General features: G+C 56.7%; 15 protein-coding genes and 1 pseudogene. 12 read left to right on the top strand and 4 right to left on the bottom strand.

Translation table 11 applies throughout. The features are described from left to right. The first annotated feature begins 68 nt into the window (after nucleotides 1-68). Complete coding sequence (locus ACP7B0_RS01520; RefSeq protein ID WP_426139157.1) at nucleotides 69-488, top strand: hypothetical protein; 420 nt, start codon at nucleotides 69-71, stop codon at nucleotides 486-488. Between the two features lie 181 nt (nucleotides 489-669). Here ACP7B0_RS01520 and ACP7B0_RS01515 read toward each other — a convergent pair whose 3' ends face one another. Beyond that, nucleotides 670-1,128, bottom strand: coding sequence for a GNAT family N-acetyltransferase (locus tag ACP7B0_RS01515; protein ID WP_426139156.1), 459 nt, complete (start codon nucleotides 1,126-1,128; stop codon nucleotides 670-672). 180 nt (nucleotides 1,129-1,308) lie between these two features. On the opposite strand from ACP7B0_RS01515, the gene ACP7B0_RS01510 reads away from it, so the two are divergent. The 4 genes and pseudogenes from ACP7B0_RS01510 to ACP7B0_RS01495 all read left to right on the top strand — a co-directional run bounded on the left by ACP7B0_RS01510 (nucleotide 1,309) and on the right by ACP7B0_RS01495 (nucleotide 4,671). Beyond that, the gene (locus ACP7B0_RS01510) at nucleotides 1,309-2,115 is read left to right on the top strand and encodes a substrate-binding periplasmic protein (protein WP_426139155.1); all 807 of its coding nucleotides are present in this window, start codon (nucleotides 1,309-1,311) and stop codon (nucleotides 2,113-2,115) included. A gap of 104 nt (nucleotides 2,116-2,219) precedes the next feature. Then, nucleotides 2,220-2,735: an AAA family ATPase gene (locus tag ACP7B0_RS01505; RefSeq protein WP_426139154.1), complete on the top strand. Its 516-nt coding sequence runs from the start codon at nucleotides 2,220-2,222 to the stop codon at nucleotides 2,733-2,735. Between the two features lie 283 nt (nucleotides 2,736-3,018). Then, a pseudogene (locus ACP7B0_RS01500) lies at nucleotides 3,019-3,804 on the top strand (MCP four helix bundle domain-containing protein); the annotation flags it as partial. Further along, entirely contained in the window at nucleotides 3,790-4,671 is an 882-nt protein-coding gene (locus tag ACP7B0_RS01495) for a methyl-accepting chemotaxis protein (RefSeq protein ID WP_426140042.1), read from the top strand. The pseudogene ACP7B0_RS01500 and the gene ACP7B0_RS01495, both read left to right, overlap by 15 nt. A gap of 93 nt (nucleotides 4,672-4,764) precedes the next feature. Here ACP7B0_RS01495 and ACP7B0_RS01490 read toward each other — a convergent pair whose 3' ends face one another. After that, nucleotides 4,765-5,973 carry an MFS transporter gene (locus ACP7B0_RS01490; RefSeq protein WP_426139153.1) on the bottom strand — a complete coding sequence of 403 codons (1,209 nt, stop codon included), beginning with the start codon at nucleotides 5,971-5,973 and terminating at the stop codon, nucleotides 4,765-4,767. A 135-nt stretch (nucleotides 5,974-6,108) separates the two neighbouring features. Continuing rightward, nucleotides 6,109-6,804: a tRNA (adenine(22)-N(1))-methyltransferase gene (locus ACP7B0_RS01485; protein WP_426139152.1), complete on the bottom strand. Its 696-nt coding sequence runs from the start codon at nucleotides 6,802-6,804 to the stop codon at nucleotides 6,109-6,111. A 349-nt stretch (nucleotides 6,805-7,153) separates the two neighbouring features. Here ACP7B0_RS01485 and ACP7B0_RS01480 point away from each other — a divergent pair, with 349 nt between their 5' ends. The 4 genes from ACP7B0_RS01480 to ACP7B0_RS01465 all read left to right on the top strand — a co-directional run bounded on the left by ACP7B0_RS01480 (nucleotide 7,154) and on the right by ACP7B0_RS01465 (nucleotide 10,630). Then, a complete protein-coding gene (locus ACP7B0_RS01480; RefSeq protein ID WP_426139151.1) occupies nucleotides 7,154-7,588 on the top strand; it encodes a hypothetical protein in 435 nt (144 codons plus the stop codon). Next, nucleotides 7,585-9,078 carry an RAD55 family ATPase gene (locus ACP7B0_RS01475; RefSeq protein ID WP_426139150.1) on the top strand — a complete coding sequence of 498 codons (1,494 nt, stop codon included), beginning with the start codon at nucleotides 7,585-7,587 and terminating at the stop codon, nucleotides 9,076-9,078. The genes ACP7B0_RS01480 and ACP7B0_RS01475 overlap by 4 nt, the downstream gene beginning before the upstream one ends. After that, nucleotides 9,075-10,085 carry a sensor histidine kinase gene (locus ACP7B0_RS01470; RefSeq protein ID WP_426139149.1) on the top strand — a complete coding sequence of 337 codons (1,011 nt, stop codon included), beginning with the start codon at nucleotides 9,075-9,077 and terminating at the stop codon, nucleotides 10,083-10,085. Before ACP7B0_RS01475 ends, ACP7B0_RS01470 begins: the two co-directional genes overlap by 4 nt. A gap of 161 nt (nucleotides 10,086-10,246) precedes the next feature. Further along, nucleotides 10,247-10,630, top strand: coding sequence for a response regulator (locus tag ACP7B0_RS01465; protein WP_426139148.1), 384 nt, complete (start codon nucleotides 10,247-10,249; stop codon nucleotides 10,628-10,630). A 51-nt stretch (nucleotides 10,631-10,681) separates the two neighbouring features. On the opposite strand, the gene ACP7B0_RS01460 is transcribed toward ACP7B0_RS01465, so the two are convergent. After that, entirely contained in the window at nucleotides 10,682-10,894 is a 213-nt protein-coding gene (locus tag ACP7B0_RS01460; protein WP_426139147.1) for a DUF3079 domain-containing protein, read from the bottom strand. Between the two features lie 152 nt (nucleotides 10,895-11,046). Here ACP7B0_RS01460 and ACP7B0_RS01455 point away from each other — a divergent pair, with 152 nt between their 5' ends. The 3 genes from ACP7B0_RS01455 to ACP7B0_RS01445 all read left to right on the top strand — a co-directional run bounded on the left by ACP7B0_RS01455 (nucleotide 11,047) and on the right by ACP7B0_RS01445 (nucleotide 12,351). Continuing rightward, nucleotides 11,047-11,406: a hypothetical protein gene (locus tag ACP7B0_RS01455; RefSeq protein WP_426139146.1), complete on the top strand. Its 360-nt coding sequence runs from the start codon at nucleotides 11,047-11,049 to the stop codon at nucleotides 11,404-11,406. 87 nt (nucleotides 11,407-11,493) lie between these two features. Next, entirely contained in the window at nucleotides 11,494-12,018 is a 525-nt protein-coding gene (locus ACP7B0_RS01450) for an iron transporter (RefSeq protein WP_426139145.1), read from the top strand. Beyond that, nucleotides 12,019-12,351 carry a cupredoxin domain-containing protein gene (locus ACP7B0_RS01445; protein ID WP_426139144.1) on the top strand — a complete coding sequence of 111 codons (333 nt, stop codon included), beginning with the start codon at nucleotides 12,019-12,021 and terminating at the stop codon, nucleotides 12,349-12,351. It abuts the gene before it with no gap. Nucleotides 12,352-12,362 lie beyond the last annotated feature (11 nt).

The raw sequence follows: 12,362 nt of genomic DNA, 5'->3' as shown, positions 1-12,362 counted from the left end.
ATGTCGCCCGCAGGTTCAGGTGTTCAGGAAAACCGTCGGAATCCCCCGCATGAAGCGCCAAAATCGGAATGCGCGCCACGCTGTACGCCCCTTACGGACGTTTTAAACGTGCCTCTCGGGCCGAGCGGGAAATCTGGATCGGCGCCGGTGTGGGTATTTCGCCATTCATTTCCTGGCTGCAAGACCCGGACGCCAAAGACTTCGAAAAAGCGACGCTCGTCTATTGCTTCACGCCCTCGCGCGCCTTCCCTGCCCCCGAGGCGTTGCAAGCCATGGCCGAGAGGCATGCGGCACGCTTTGTGCATAATGTCGGTGGTAACGGGAAATTGGCCGAAACCCTGCGTCAAGCGGCGGCTCAAACCAGACCACACAAGGTGCACGTCAGTTTTTGCGGGCCCAAAGGTTTACTGACCAAGGTGCATGAACTGATGGAGATCAACCGGACCCCGAAAGCCAATCTGCACTTCGAACGCTTCGAGTTTCGTTGAAACGTCGTGAGGCTACCGGCCAAGTTGCCCCGATTTTTGTCGTCTCATTTAAAGGACTTACTGTGCCGGTTTCACTGGTAATCAATGTCAGCTATCGGGCCGGCCCTTGTGAAACACAGACGTCAATTCGGAGTTTGCGGCGTGTGCAAAATCGGCGAGGGAACGTTGAAGTCGGCTTTGACTATAAACGTCTCGACATGAGGCACTGTTCTTTCCCCCAGGCCTCAAAGCGCTCCAACACCTCCCAGCCGAGCCTGGTGTAATAATGACTCTGGCTGTGGGTATGCAAATACAGGGCAGTGACTCCCTCCTCTCGTGCATGCTCACAGATACCTTCGATCAACCGGGTTGCGAGCCCTCTGCACCGAGCTTCGGGTGCGATGAATACACACGCAAGCCACGGCCCCAGATCTGGCCGGTCAGATAGGTCGTTACGGGCAAGCGTAGCCCCACCCAGCAACTGGTCTCGTTCCGTTGCAATCAGACACTTCCAGTTGCCATCACGCTGTCCGTCAGCGAACTCGTGTTGCCAGTTTGAAAGAGATTGCTGCGCAAATTCATAACCGAATTCCCGATATAGCCATTCGGCCATCAAGTCGCATTTATCCATTTGTTTATCGAGCCAGTCCACTCGCAGCATCCGAAACACTCCTTATGCATTCATCCTCCGGCAGATTTTTGGGGAGGGGTCAACAGCAGCGATCGCGAAGCGGAACACCCTTGGGCCCGTCGGACATTTTCCCGCTCTCCTGATGATGCCTGCAAACGTCTGACCGAGGATAGACGTGATATCACCGCCATTTAGCGCCCGCCACAGTCTATGCTTGTCTTGCCTGTTCGGTCCGCCCTGGAACACCGAACAGCACACCGGGCACAAGACGTGAAAGATTGGACACTTGCCGCAGCATTGTTGTGTGTATTGCTCGGCACCCCTGCCAAGGCCGAGCAGTATCAGGTCGTTACCGAAGAATGGGCACCGTACAACTACGAAGAGAACAATCAACTGACCGGCATGACCACGGAAATCGTCCGGGCCATCATGGCGCTTACCGGGGATGATTTTGAAATGGTGATGCTGCCCAGCATGCGGGCGAGCCACGTATTGAGAACCCGGCCCAGGACGATCATGTATTCCATGTTCCGCACGCCGGAACGTGAGCCGTTATACAAATGGGTTGGGCCGATCGCGGAAGAGTCCATCCACGCCTACCAGTTGGCCGATGCACCACCGGTGAATTCCCTGGAGCAACTGCTGCACGCTCCGCGGATCACTACGCGGCATGCCGGTCTGGTACCCGATATGCTGCGGTCGCTGGGCTTCAACAACCTCGACAGAAGTGCCACCGAAAACCTGCAGCTCTACCGCATGCTGCTGGCCGGGCGCACCCGTATCATCGTTGGCGATAACGACGCCGGAGTAGCTTTTTACAGCCGCCAGTTGAACATCGCTCCGGGTACGCTACGGCAGATCCCCATCGAGCTCTATCGCTCGTTGTTGTACATCGCCTTCAGTCGCGACTCTGAAGACGAACAGGTAGCCACTTGGGCCGAAGCTTTGGAGCAACTGCGGCACTCGGGCGAGCTGGAGCGCATCCAGCGTCGGTATCAGCAATCTGCCGGCCAGTAGGGTCCAGTGCCGGGCTATATTGCGTTGCTCCCCCGCAAGCACTCGGCATTCCCCACATGCCTCAGGGCGTCTGCTCAACAAGCTCATTAACCGAAGGACTTACAATGCTCATTGTCTTCAGCGGCCTCCCGGGCACCGGGAAAACAACTATCGCTACTGGGCTTGCGGCCCAAACGAAGGCGGTATATCTGCGGATCGATACGATTGAGCAGGCTATTCGAAATTCCGGTGACTTTGCCCATGATGTAGGGCGAAGCGGTTACAAGGTTGCCAATGAGCTTGCTCTAAGCAATCTTCGTATGGGCAATACAGTCATCGTCGACTGTGTGAATCCCGTCAGCGAAAGCCGAAAGGCGTGGACCGACATCGCCGCACGCACGGAGCTTCTATTAGTCAACATTCAGGTGGTTTGTTCGGATAGGCACGAACACCAGCGCCGGGTAGAAACCCGGAAGATTGATATTCCCGGACTGATTCCACCCACCTGGCAGTCTGTACTGGATCATGAATATGAAGCGTGGGATAACGCTCCGTTTAATATAGACACAGCCCTTATGTCTCCCACGCAAGCCGTTGCGTTGATTACCCGACATATTTGTCCAGAAAGCAAAGCTGACTGAAACTTAGCGTCCTGACAGATGCCCATTAAGAATTTACATTTAGTAAAACAATGATCGCCGTGTATCCGCTGAATACTTGCAAAGTGCTACACCACTGGTCGGATACTCTCACTCACTCCCGAATGAAGCCCCTTGCGCCAAGCGCACAAATACAACCCTAACCCTTTGTATTATCACTATTATTTTGAATCTTTTGCAGCCCAACCTACAGCCGGCGACATCCAGCGCCCTTCCAATACGAGGCTACAGTCTCGGCACGACTGCGTCGATAACGCAGTTATCCATGACCGATAAAGACGATAAAAGGATTTCAGCTATGCGCTCACTCAGACTCTCGGCTCGCGCCGCACTGTGCTTCCTGGCGATAACGCTTCTGCTGTTGATCAGTGCTATTTTTTCCGGTTGGAGTTTGAAACAGTTGCGGGAATCCGAACTGGATGTCGAAACCAACTGGATGGCAAGTATTTCGCAAACCGCGAAAATCGACTCAATAATATTGCGGTTACGACTGGAAACCCTGCGAGTCGTTTCAGCCAACGACCCTACGATCAAACAGCAATCGCTGGACATGATCGCCTCATCACGTTTGCTAATGCTCAAAAACGTGGCTGACTATGCTGCGCTTATTGCCAGTCCAGAAGAGAAAAAGCTCTTCGAGGCCGTTGAGGCTCAGGTCAAAGACTATGAGAGCAAGCTGGATGGAATAACGCAGATTGCCAAGACAGGCACTCCTGCAGAGGGCATTTCGTTCATCAACAACAACATCCGACCGCTCACCAACAACCTACAGCAAAGCGTCTTGCAGTTGACACAGTGGAACCAGGAGGGAGCCAAAAAAGCCGGTGTCAATGCGGGCGAGATTTACGCCACTGCGATCACCATGCTTGTGGTGGGTTCAGTGATTGCAGTCCTGTTAACCGTGATGCTCGCCATATTATTCACCCGCAGTCTGCTTCGTCCCCTGCGCGAGCTGATGACGGTCAGCCAGACCATTGCCGAAGGTGATCTGCGCGTGGAGATCATCCCCAGTGGCCGCGACGAGCTGACTGAACTGATGAAAACCACAGCGCTGATGCAAGGCAACCTGCGCGACACCATTCGGCACATTGGCGAGTCCTCGACTCAACTGGCCTCCGCCGCAGAAGAGATGACCGCGGTATCCGACGAGGCAAGCCGTGGCCTTCAGCGCCAAAACGAAGAAGTCGAGCAGGCCGCCACTGCGGTCAACGAAATGACTGCAGCGGTCGAGGAAGTGGCGCGCAACGCCTCTTCCGCCTCTGCCTCGGCGCGGGAATCCGAAACGTCCACGCGTTTGGGCTCCGAGCGGGTGAACCAGACCGTGGCTGCCATTCGCGGCCTTGCCGGCACGGTCGAGGGCACCAGTGGCGACGTGCTTCGCCTGGCCGAACAGGCGCAAAGCATCGCCCGCGTGCTTGACGTCATCCGTACCATTGCCGAACAAACGAATCTACTGGCCCTGAACGCCGCTATCGAGGCTGCCCGTGCTGGCGAACAGGGGCGAGGTTTTGCGGTAGTGGCCGATGAGGTCCGGGCGCTGGCGCACCGCACACAGGAATCCACCCGGGAAATCGAGCAGATGATCGGCGGCATTCAGGCCGGCTCCACCCAAGCGGTGCAGGCCATGGAACTCAGCCAGCAGGAGGCCAATTCCACGCTGTCCATCGCCAACGAAGCAGGCGCCGCCCTGGAAGAAATTGCTCGCGCCATTACCGATATCAACGAACGTAATTTCATGATCGCCACTGCATCGGAGCAGCAGGCCCAGGTCGCACGTTCGGTAGACCACAACCTGATGAGCATCCGGGACTTGTCGATCCAGACTTCGAGCGGCGCACAACAGTCAGCCAGCGCAAGCCAGGAAGTGTCACGCCTGGCGGTTGACATGCATCGGCTGGTGCAGCGGTTCAAGGTTTAGTTCAGTAAGCCACCGGGTCGAGGTCGAGAAACTCGATCCCTTTGCACTCACTGCCTGAAACGAGCCGGTTGGCGTCCGACCGCCAACCGGTCTCTATATCCGTGGTGCCAGCAGTTGTGCCTTGCCAAACCGCCAGAACAGCCAGCGGCCTGTACTCAATCCCCACACCAGCAACGCGATCACGCCAATGCTCAGCAACATACCGTGCACCCCGTTGACGCTGATCAGCTTGCCCGCGATAAACGGAAATCCAAATACCCCCACAAAGTACGACAGGCTGAAAAGCAGAAGTGCCTGAGCTGTCAGCTCCTTTGGAGCCTCATTGGCCGCCAGCCCGTTAATCACCGAATAGTTCAGCCCGTAACCGATGCCCAGGAGTGCGGCGCTGAGCAGGTAGCTGGCGCTGTCGTGCACCCACTCGGCAAAGCCCACGACGGCAATCAGCATGAGCGTCGTCAACAGGCAGGAAGCTGCCAACGGATTGCGCTTGACCACCCATCCGGCAATCAACAAACGACAACCGATGGCCGCGCTCATGAAACTGATGAAAAACAGTGAGTAGTCGAGCCCTAGGCTGGTAGCGTAACTGGTCTGAAAACTGCCCATCCCTCCGAATATCGCGCCCCCCAGCCCAACCATGAGAATCGACAGCGCTGAGCGCGAGCGCAAGACACGTAAGGCGGCCCGTGGACTGAAATGGGTCTGCCCGATGGGCAGTTGTCCACTTTCGCGAGCACGGGCTCCAATCCGCCAGAAGTACATGCCGCTCAAGGCAGCCGCCACTGCCGCGCAGTAAAAGGCTGCCTGCACAGGCAGGCCCACAGACCCCGCCAGCTTGCCCAACAAGGGGCCGCTGCCAATACCGGTCAGCATGCTCCCCGATAAAAGCGCGAAACAATGGGTCCTTCGGGCTGGCTCAATCATCGCTGCAACCATGATCGGCCCTGTCGTATAAAAAAGCCCCCAGCCTAATCCCAGAACCACGCCACACATCATCAACCCAATGCCCAAGCCGGGCACCAGCGCGAATCCCAACGACGCAGCGACCAGGCATACCGCCCCAAAAGCAATGCAGCGAGGCGCGCCCAAGCGTTGCATCACGTGCCCCGACCCGAGGACCGCCACTAAGGTGCTGATCATGGCCACCGCAAAAACCTGACCTGCATCGTGCTCGTCGCCTCCAAAAGACGCCACCAGCAACGACAACAGGAAGGTCGCCCCATAGGAGATGGAAAGGAGGAAACAAGCCACGCAGAACACACCGAAACGGAGGGTACGGGAAGCATCAGGTGATGAGTTCATGGCGCGCGCCCTGCCTTATGCAAACCATTTTTGTATCACAATGATACGGCTGATTAGTCACAGGAGTACTGGAGTCAAGGTGCGCGAATCTACACGTATCCTGGCTGGTCCACCGCTACCAAACCTCGGTCAGGTTCAAGCCAACAGTGCGGTGATCCATTGGACCTGCCGGGCGACGATCTGCACCTTCTCCTCGGGCACGGCCTGCCCCGCCCGGGCGAACTGGGTCAGGGTCTTGTGTTTCTGGTTCAGCACGCGCTGCCACTTAAGCAGGAACGCCGGGCTGCGTGCCTGCATCAGCAACGGGCCGAAATACAGCTCCTGGGGGGTGTACGTCACTGGCCCGGTGCGCTCGGCGACGATGATTTCATAATCAAAACGGTTTTCGCGCAGCACTTCTTCACTGAGGATGCGGTAGCCATTTTCCATGAGCCATTGGCGCAGTGGCTGCTGGCCGCCGTTAGGCTGCAGGATCAGGCGTTCCTGACCACTCAGGCAGGCTCCACCGCTGTGCAGGATGTCGCGGATCGTCTCGCCACCCATGCCGCAGATGCTGATCGCCGTGATCCCGTCTCCCGGTCCGATGGCGGCCAGGCCATTGGCCTGACGCACACGGATCCGCTGTTCAAATCCGTTCTCGCGCACGGTTCGTCGGGCCGAGCAGAACGGCGTCAATGCCACCTCACCCGCCACTGCCGCCACAATGGCACCGCGACGCATCAGCGCCACAGGCAGGTAGGCGTGGTCCGAGCCGATATCGGCCAGGCGCGCACCGGCGGGTACATGCGCCGCCACGCGCTCCAGACGCATGGACAATGTGTGTTCGTTCAACTGCTGCCCCTTTCCACCACGGACGTCCGGCACCTTTGGCCGAATCGGGGCGCGATTGTGTCGAGCTACGCCATGCATTTCAAATTTTTGTACCGCGCGCACGGCAAAATGTTTCGAGGCGTTACCAGGGGCTTTGGAAGCACCGCCACATTGCATACATTCATTCGACATCATTGACCGCAGCCACTAGTACAAAAGCGTTGTTTATGGTGCTGTCAGTCAGCCATAGCCTGAAAATAACTCTACACTCGAATGGATATTCCCGACCACCATCTTCAGGACAAAGAAAAGCCTTTAAGCCCTTCGATACCGTGTAACCTACAAGCACACACATGAGAAGACTTTAGCCATGTCAACGGAAAGCGAAGAGGGCCGCCGGATCGTAGCGTCTCTGGCGCGCCGGGTTGATGGCGCCGCTAACGCTACACAAGTAGCCGATGCAATTATTGCGATGCTTCAGGAAATAAGCGGGGTACTCGTACCTATACTTGGCCCCAAAGGAGTGGCTGCGCTTTATCGCCGTAGTCTCTATCTATCCACTTCATTACATCCACTTCTGGCGTCCACGTTTGAAAGTCTGGCCGGCGGAATGAATCTGATGGAACTTAAATCTTTGCTCATTCAACTAAAACAGGCAGACGCCCTCTTTTTCGGTGAGGAATTTTTGAAAGCGTTTCACGAGTTGCTGGCCACGCTGATTGGGCCGTCGCTCTCCGCACGGTTGCTTCGTGACGTGTGGGACAATTCTTTGAGCGCTCCACCTGCGCAGGAAACTTCGCCATGAGTACCAAAGTGACAATCAACCGCTTGGCGACGGGCGTGCCTGGGCTGGACGAAGTGCTGGGGGGCGGACTGCCCGAGTTTTCGTTCAACCTGATTGCCGGCCCACCTGGCTGTGGAAAGACGACGCTGGCCCATCAAATGATGTTCGCCCTGGCGACGCCCGAGCGCCCTGCATTGTTTTTTACGGTGCTCGGCGAACCGCCGTTGAAAATGCTCCGTTACCAGCAACAGTTCGACTTTTTCAACGGTGAGGCGATCAATCATTCGATTCGCTACATCAACCTTGCTGACGACACCCTGGCCGGGGACTTGGATGAAGTCTTGCGGCGCATCGTCAGCGAAGTCGAAAAATATTCGCCGGCCCTTGTGTTTGTGGACTCGTTCCGCTCGGTAGTGCTGGCCAGTCAAACCCAGGATAACCCCAACAACAATCTGCCTCAGTTTGTTCAGCAACTGGGTATGTTGATGACCACCTGGCAGGCGACGACTTTTCTGATTGGCGAGTACTTTACCGAGACGGATACCAATCCGATTTTCACCGTGGCAGACGGCCTGATCTGGCTTCGCCAGAGTGTCCAGCGAAACTCCATGGTCCGTAAAATGGAAATCATGAAGATGCGCGGCCAACCGACAATACCGGGCCTGCACACCTTTCGTATCGCCACCTCAGGCGTGAAGGTTTTCCCGCCCGCCAGCGTCTGCAATGAAGAGAACATGTTGCCAGAGCGAGATGAACGCCCTGTTCGCCTGAAAACGGGTGTCCCTCGTCTGGACGAAATGCTCGGTGGCGGCCTGCCCAAAGGTTACTCGTTGCTGGTGGCAGGGCCTTCGGGTTCTGGCAAAAGCATCCTCGCGGCTTCGTTCCTGGCTGAAGGCGCACGTAGTGGGGAGACGGGCGTAATCGCGGCGTTCGAGCAGCGTCCCAATCACCTGCGCAGTGCGGCGCTCACTCAGTTGATTCAGAACGACCAGGTGGGTTTGGTGGACAGCCGATCACCTGATCTGTCTATCGACGAAATCGTCCAGATGTTGTTCAGTGAAATCAAGCGACTCAAGGCAACCAGGGTGGTCATCGATTCGCTCTCGGGCTTCGAGCTTGCCTTGGCGCCGACCTTCCGTGAAGACTTTCGAGAGTCGTTGTCGCGCATGGTCACCGCGCTGACCAGTATAGGCGTGACCGTGCTGATGACTTCAGAGCTCGAAGACCGGTACACCGATCTTCGATTCAGCCCATACGGTACAGCCTTCCTGACCGACGCCATCATCGTCCAGCGCTATATCGAAGTCGCTAGCCGCTTGCTGCGCATCATGGCCGTGGTCAAGATTCGGGGCAGTCGTCATTCGGATGAGTTGCGGCAATACGTGATTGACGACAACGGCATCCAGATTGGCGAAATGCTTGGCGACCAGGAAGGCCTGTTGGGTGGCCGCCCCACAAAGCGCCGCGCAGAAGTGGTCGCCCTCGTTGAAAGTGGCGAGCTCAGCTCATGAGCAAGTCCGAAGACAAGAGTGAACGCGAGAAGGCTGATGCCGCTCGCGAACTCTTGCTGTCGGGCGAAGAAACCGTGAGTGCCGAAGCTGTACAAGAACTGCTTGGGGCCAAGGCCAACCTTGGGGAAAAGCTGCAGATAGAGCACCTGATCGAGGCCAATCAGCAATTGGTACTCGCGATGTTGTCGGCACTGCCCGACACTGCCTCCTCTCCTGACGGGGAAGTGCCTGGCAGGTATGAGGATATCTGTGAAGCCAATGAGCACCTTGTGCTTGCGGCACTCAGTGCTCAGGACCTTCAGGCCAAGGCGGAGCAGGCACTGGCACAGCAGAAAAGCGCAATGGCGATGGTGGCTCATGAGTTGCGCAACCCGCTAACGCCCATCAGCATGATGGCAGAGCGTATGGTGGGAATGCCGACAGACCAATTGCCTCGTATGCAGGCGTTGATCGAAGGTCAGGTTCAGCACATGTCACGTCTGGTTGAGGATCTGCTGGATGTGTCCCGTGCGGGCACCGGCAAGTTGCGGCTCAACAGGCTTGATCTGGACATTGTTCAGGTCATCAATAATGCCATTGACGCCTGCCGCCCCTTGATGAAGGCAAAGCGTCAGCTGTTCAATGCCCGGTTCCCCGATCAATCCCTGACCGTCAATGGAGATGCCGTGCGCCTGTCACAGGTGCTGCACAACCTGTTGACCAATGCGGCCAAATATACGCCCGTTGACGGCAGCATCGAATTAACGGTAACGCTGGACGGCGCTGTGATGAAAATAAGCATCTGCGACAACGGCATCGGTATTTCCGAAAAAGCCCTCCCGTTTGTATTCGACCCCTATGTGCAGGACGTGAACGCAGTAGGCTTCAACGGTTCAGGCTTGGGCATCGGGCTAACCGTCGTTCGCGAACTGGTAGAAGCCCATGGCGGGACAGTCACCGGGACGAGTGAAGGTTATGACAAGGGTAGCGAGTTTATTGTCACGCTACCGCTGGTAAGCCACGAATAGCTCATTATTACAGCGATGATGGCTATCCCTCGCACTGCTCTAACGCGTGGCCGGGTTAATCTTTATTGGTTACCGTCGGTCTCACAAAACTGTAATCCCACGAACAGAAAAATGCCTGCATAGTCCATCTAGTATCAAAGCACTCAGTGGAGTAAGCGGTAGTGATTACCCCCTCGATACTTGTTTTAGAAGACGACGATGTGCTTCGAATGCTTCTCGTGGAAATCATCGAGGACATGGGTGCGATTGTTATTGCTTATGCTTCAGCAGATGACGGCCTGATTTTTCTGGAAAGGAGCGCGAGTCAACTAAGCCTGATTGTCAGTGATATAAACATGCCTGGCGTTCTGGACGGGCACGAATTGAGCACCCTGGTGACACGTCGGTGGCCTTCCCTGCCCATGATCCTGACTTCGGGAAAAGTTCACCGATTGCCAGACATCGGCCCCAATATCAGATTCATACCCAAACCCTGGGTTGACGATGCAATGCTTAACTGTGTTCAGTCCTTCCTGAGCCATTCCAGGAACGATGCTTCCCACTGAAGCAAAGCGTCAAAGCACAAGTACGCGCCCTGCCTACATGCAAGAAGCCGGCTACACCTCTTCATCCGGCGGCTGGGCTGTCTTGATGGGCCTGTCCAGCCCCCAATCCGCTGGCGCATTCCAGTCTTCTCCGAACAGTTCGGCCGGGTGCATGGTACGGTCCGAGCCATTGCCGCATGCCAACGACTTGGCCGGACAATACTGGTCGCACCCCCAACAGATGCGTTCGGGGTGTTTGGGGTTGTCGGGGAAGTTCTTGGCCATGCCGATCTCCATTCGTTGAGAGGCGTGCCTCCAGACTAAAACCTGAGCGCAAAACGATCCTTGATGGATATCAAGATACCGAGGGACGGCGCGACACTCATTGCCATCCAGAGGCTAAGCTTCTGACAGCCAACAGAACTGGAGATGTACTCATGCTTAATAAGAACCCTTCCCTCGGCACCGGGACATCGGGTCATCCACCTTTATCCACCTGGGATGATCAGGACACCGCAACGCCCCTCGACGACGAAGCCTTAAGCGCTCCACCGGAAATGACCAACGCTGAACTGGTGCATTTGCGTGTCAGGGTGATTGCCCTGGAGAACCTGGTCATCGCCCTGCTGGCAGAAGGTTCGGAACGCCAGCTCGCCGTCGCCCGCGAGATGGCGGCCTACATTTCCCCAAGACCCGGCTTTACCCAGCACCCCTTGACCCTTCACGCCGCTGCGCAGATGACCCATAGCGTCGAACGCGCCGAGCGATTTCGCGGGCGGGACGAGCCATTGGTTTAAACAGTCGAACCTTGATCACAATCATTATTATTTGCAGCAAGTCTTCCTAGACTCGGGTTCCTACTCGACACCCCTCAGGAAGACATCATGCGTACCGCCCTCTCACTCGCCTTGCTCGTGCTCGCCCCGTTGGTTCATGCAAAGGAGTACCCCATCGGGGAACCTCAGCTGTGCCCGGGACTGGAAGTCGGGGCCGTGTATTTGCAACCGATCGAGATGGCGCCGGCTGGCATGATGAGGGCCACCGCCGATTCCGATGTCCATCTGGAAGCTGACATTCGGGCCACGGCTGACAATCGACAGGGCTTTCAGGAAGGCAGTTTTGTGCCTTACCTCAACGTCTCCTTCAGTGTGAGCAAGGTCGGCAACCCGGACGAAATCAAGGGTGACTTCCATGCCATGGTCGCCAACGACGGCCCCCACTATGGCGACAATGTGAAGCTGCTGGGCCCGGGCAAATATCGTCTGACGTTTACGGTTCTGCCGCCCGGCGGTCACACCGCCCTCGGACGTCATACCGACAAGGAAACCGGCGTCGCACCCTGGTTTGAACAATGCGAATTGCACTACGAATTCGTCTATGCCGGCATTGGTAAAAAAGGCGGCTATTGAATGAAGCGCCTGGGTCTTGCCTGGCTGATCGTTGCCGGAGCCGTTGCGCCATTGACGGCCCATGCCGAGTTGCCCACCTACGAACTGATCCTGCGCGATGGACATTTCACGCCTGCCTTGCTTGAGGTTCCGGCCGGGCAGCGTTTCAAGATCGTCCTGAAGAACGCGGGTCAGGGGCCCGCCGAATTCGAGAGCACGCCGCTGCGGGTTGAAAAGGTCATGTCGCCAGGCGTAACCACCTTCGTTGTCATTCATCCCCTCAAGCCCGGCCACTATCCCTTCTTCGACGAGTTCAATCCGCAACTGCCCGAGGGCGGCATCCTCGCGAAATAATCTTTTCCCAT

Origin of the sequence: Pseudomonas sp. DWP3-1-2, assembly GCF_049896285.1 — a bacterium.
Classification (GTDB): domain Bacteria; phylum Pseudomonadota; class Gammaproteobacteria; order Pseudomonadales; family Pseudomonadaceae; genus Aquipseudomonas.
Note: the sequence above shows the minus strand (reverse complement) of the source record. Positions and strands in the feature narration are given on the sequence as shown.

Excerpts from the sequence above, each read along its gene's own strand:
- ACP7B0_RS01520 (WP_426139157.1), top strand. The coding sequence starts at position 69 with ATGCGCGCCACGCTGTACGCCCCTTACGGACGTTTTAAACGTGCCTCT.
- ACP7B0_RS01515 (WP_426139156.1), bottom strand. The coding sequence starts at position 1,128 with ATGCTGCGAGTGGACTGGCTCGATAAACAAATGGATAAATGCGACTTG.
- ACP7B0_RS01510 (WP_426139155.1), top strand. The coding sequence starts at position 1,309 with ATGCTTGTCTTGCCTGTTCGGTCCGCCCTGGAACACCGAACAGCACAC.
- ACP7B0_RS01505 (WP_426139154.1), top strand. The coding sequence starts at position 2,220 with ATGCTCATTGTCTTCAGCGGCCTCCCGGGCACCGGGAAAACAACTATC.
- ACP7B0_RS01495 (WP_426140042.1), top strand. The coding sequence starts at position 3,790 with ATGAAAACCACAGCGCTGATGCAAGGCAACCTGCGCGACACCATTCGG.
- ACP7B0_RS01490 (WP_426139153.1), bottom strand. The coding sequence starts at position 5,973 with ATGAACTCATCACCTGATGCTTCCCGTACCCTCCGTTTCGGTGTGTTC.
- ACP7B0_RS01480 (WP_426139151.1), top strand. The coding sequence starts at position 7,154 with ATGTCAACGGAAAGCGAAGAGGGCCGCCGGATCGTAGCGTCTCTGGCG.
- ACP7B0_RS01475 (WP_426139150.1), top strand. The coding sequence starts at position 7,585 with ATGAGTACCAAAGTGACAATCAACCGCTTGGCGACGGGCGTGCCTGGG.
- ACP7B0_RS01470 (WP_426139149.1), top strand. The coding sequence starts at position 9,075 with ATGAGCAAGTCCGAAGACAAGAGTGAACGCGAGAAGGCTGATGCCGCT.
- ACP7B0_RS01460 (WP_426139147.1), bottom strand. The coding sequence starts at position 10,894 with ATGGCCAAGAACTTCCCCGACAACCCCAAACACCCCGAACGCATCTGT.
- ACP7B0_RS01455 (WP_426139146.1), top strand. The coding sequence starts at position 11,047 with ATGCTTAATAAGAACCCTTCCCTCGGCACCGGGACATCGGGTCATCCA.
- ACP7B0_RS01450 (WP_426139145.1), top strand. The coding sequence starts at position 11,494 with ATGCGTACCGCCCTCTCACTCGCCTTGCTCGTGCTCGCCCCGTTGGTT.
- ACP7B0_RS01445 (WP_426139144.1), top strand. The coding sequence starts at position 12,019 with ATGAAGCGCCTGGGTCTTGCCTGGCTGATCGTTGCCGGAGCCGTTGCG.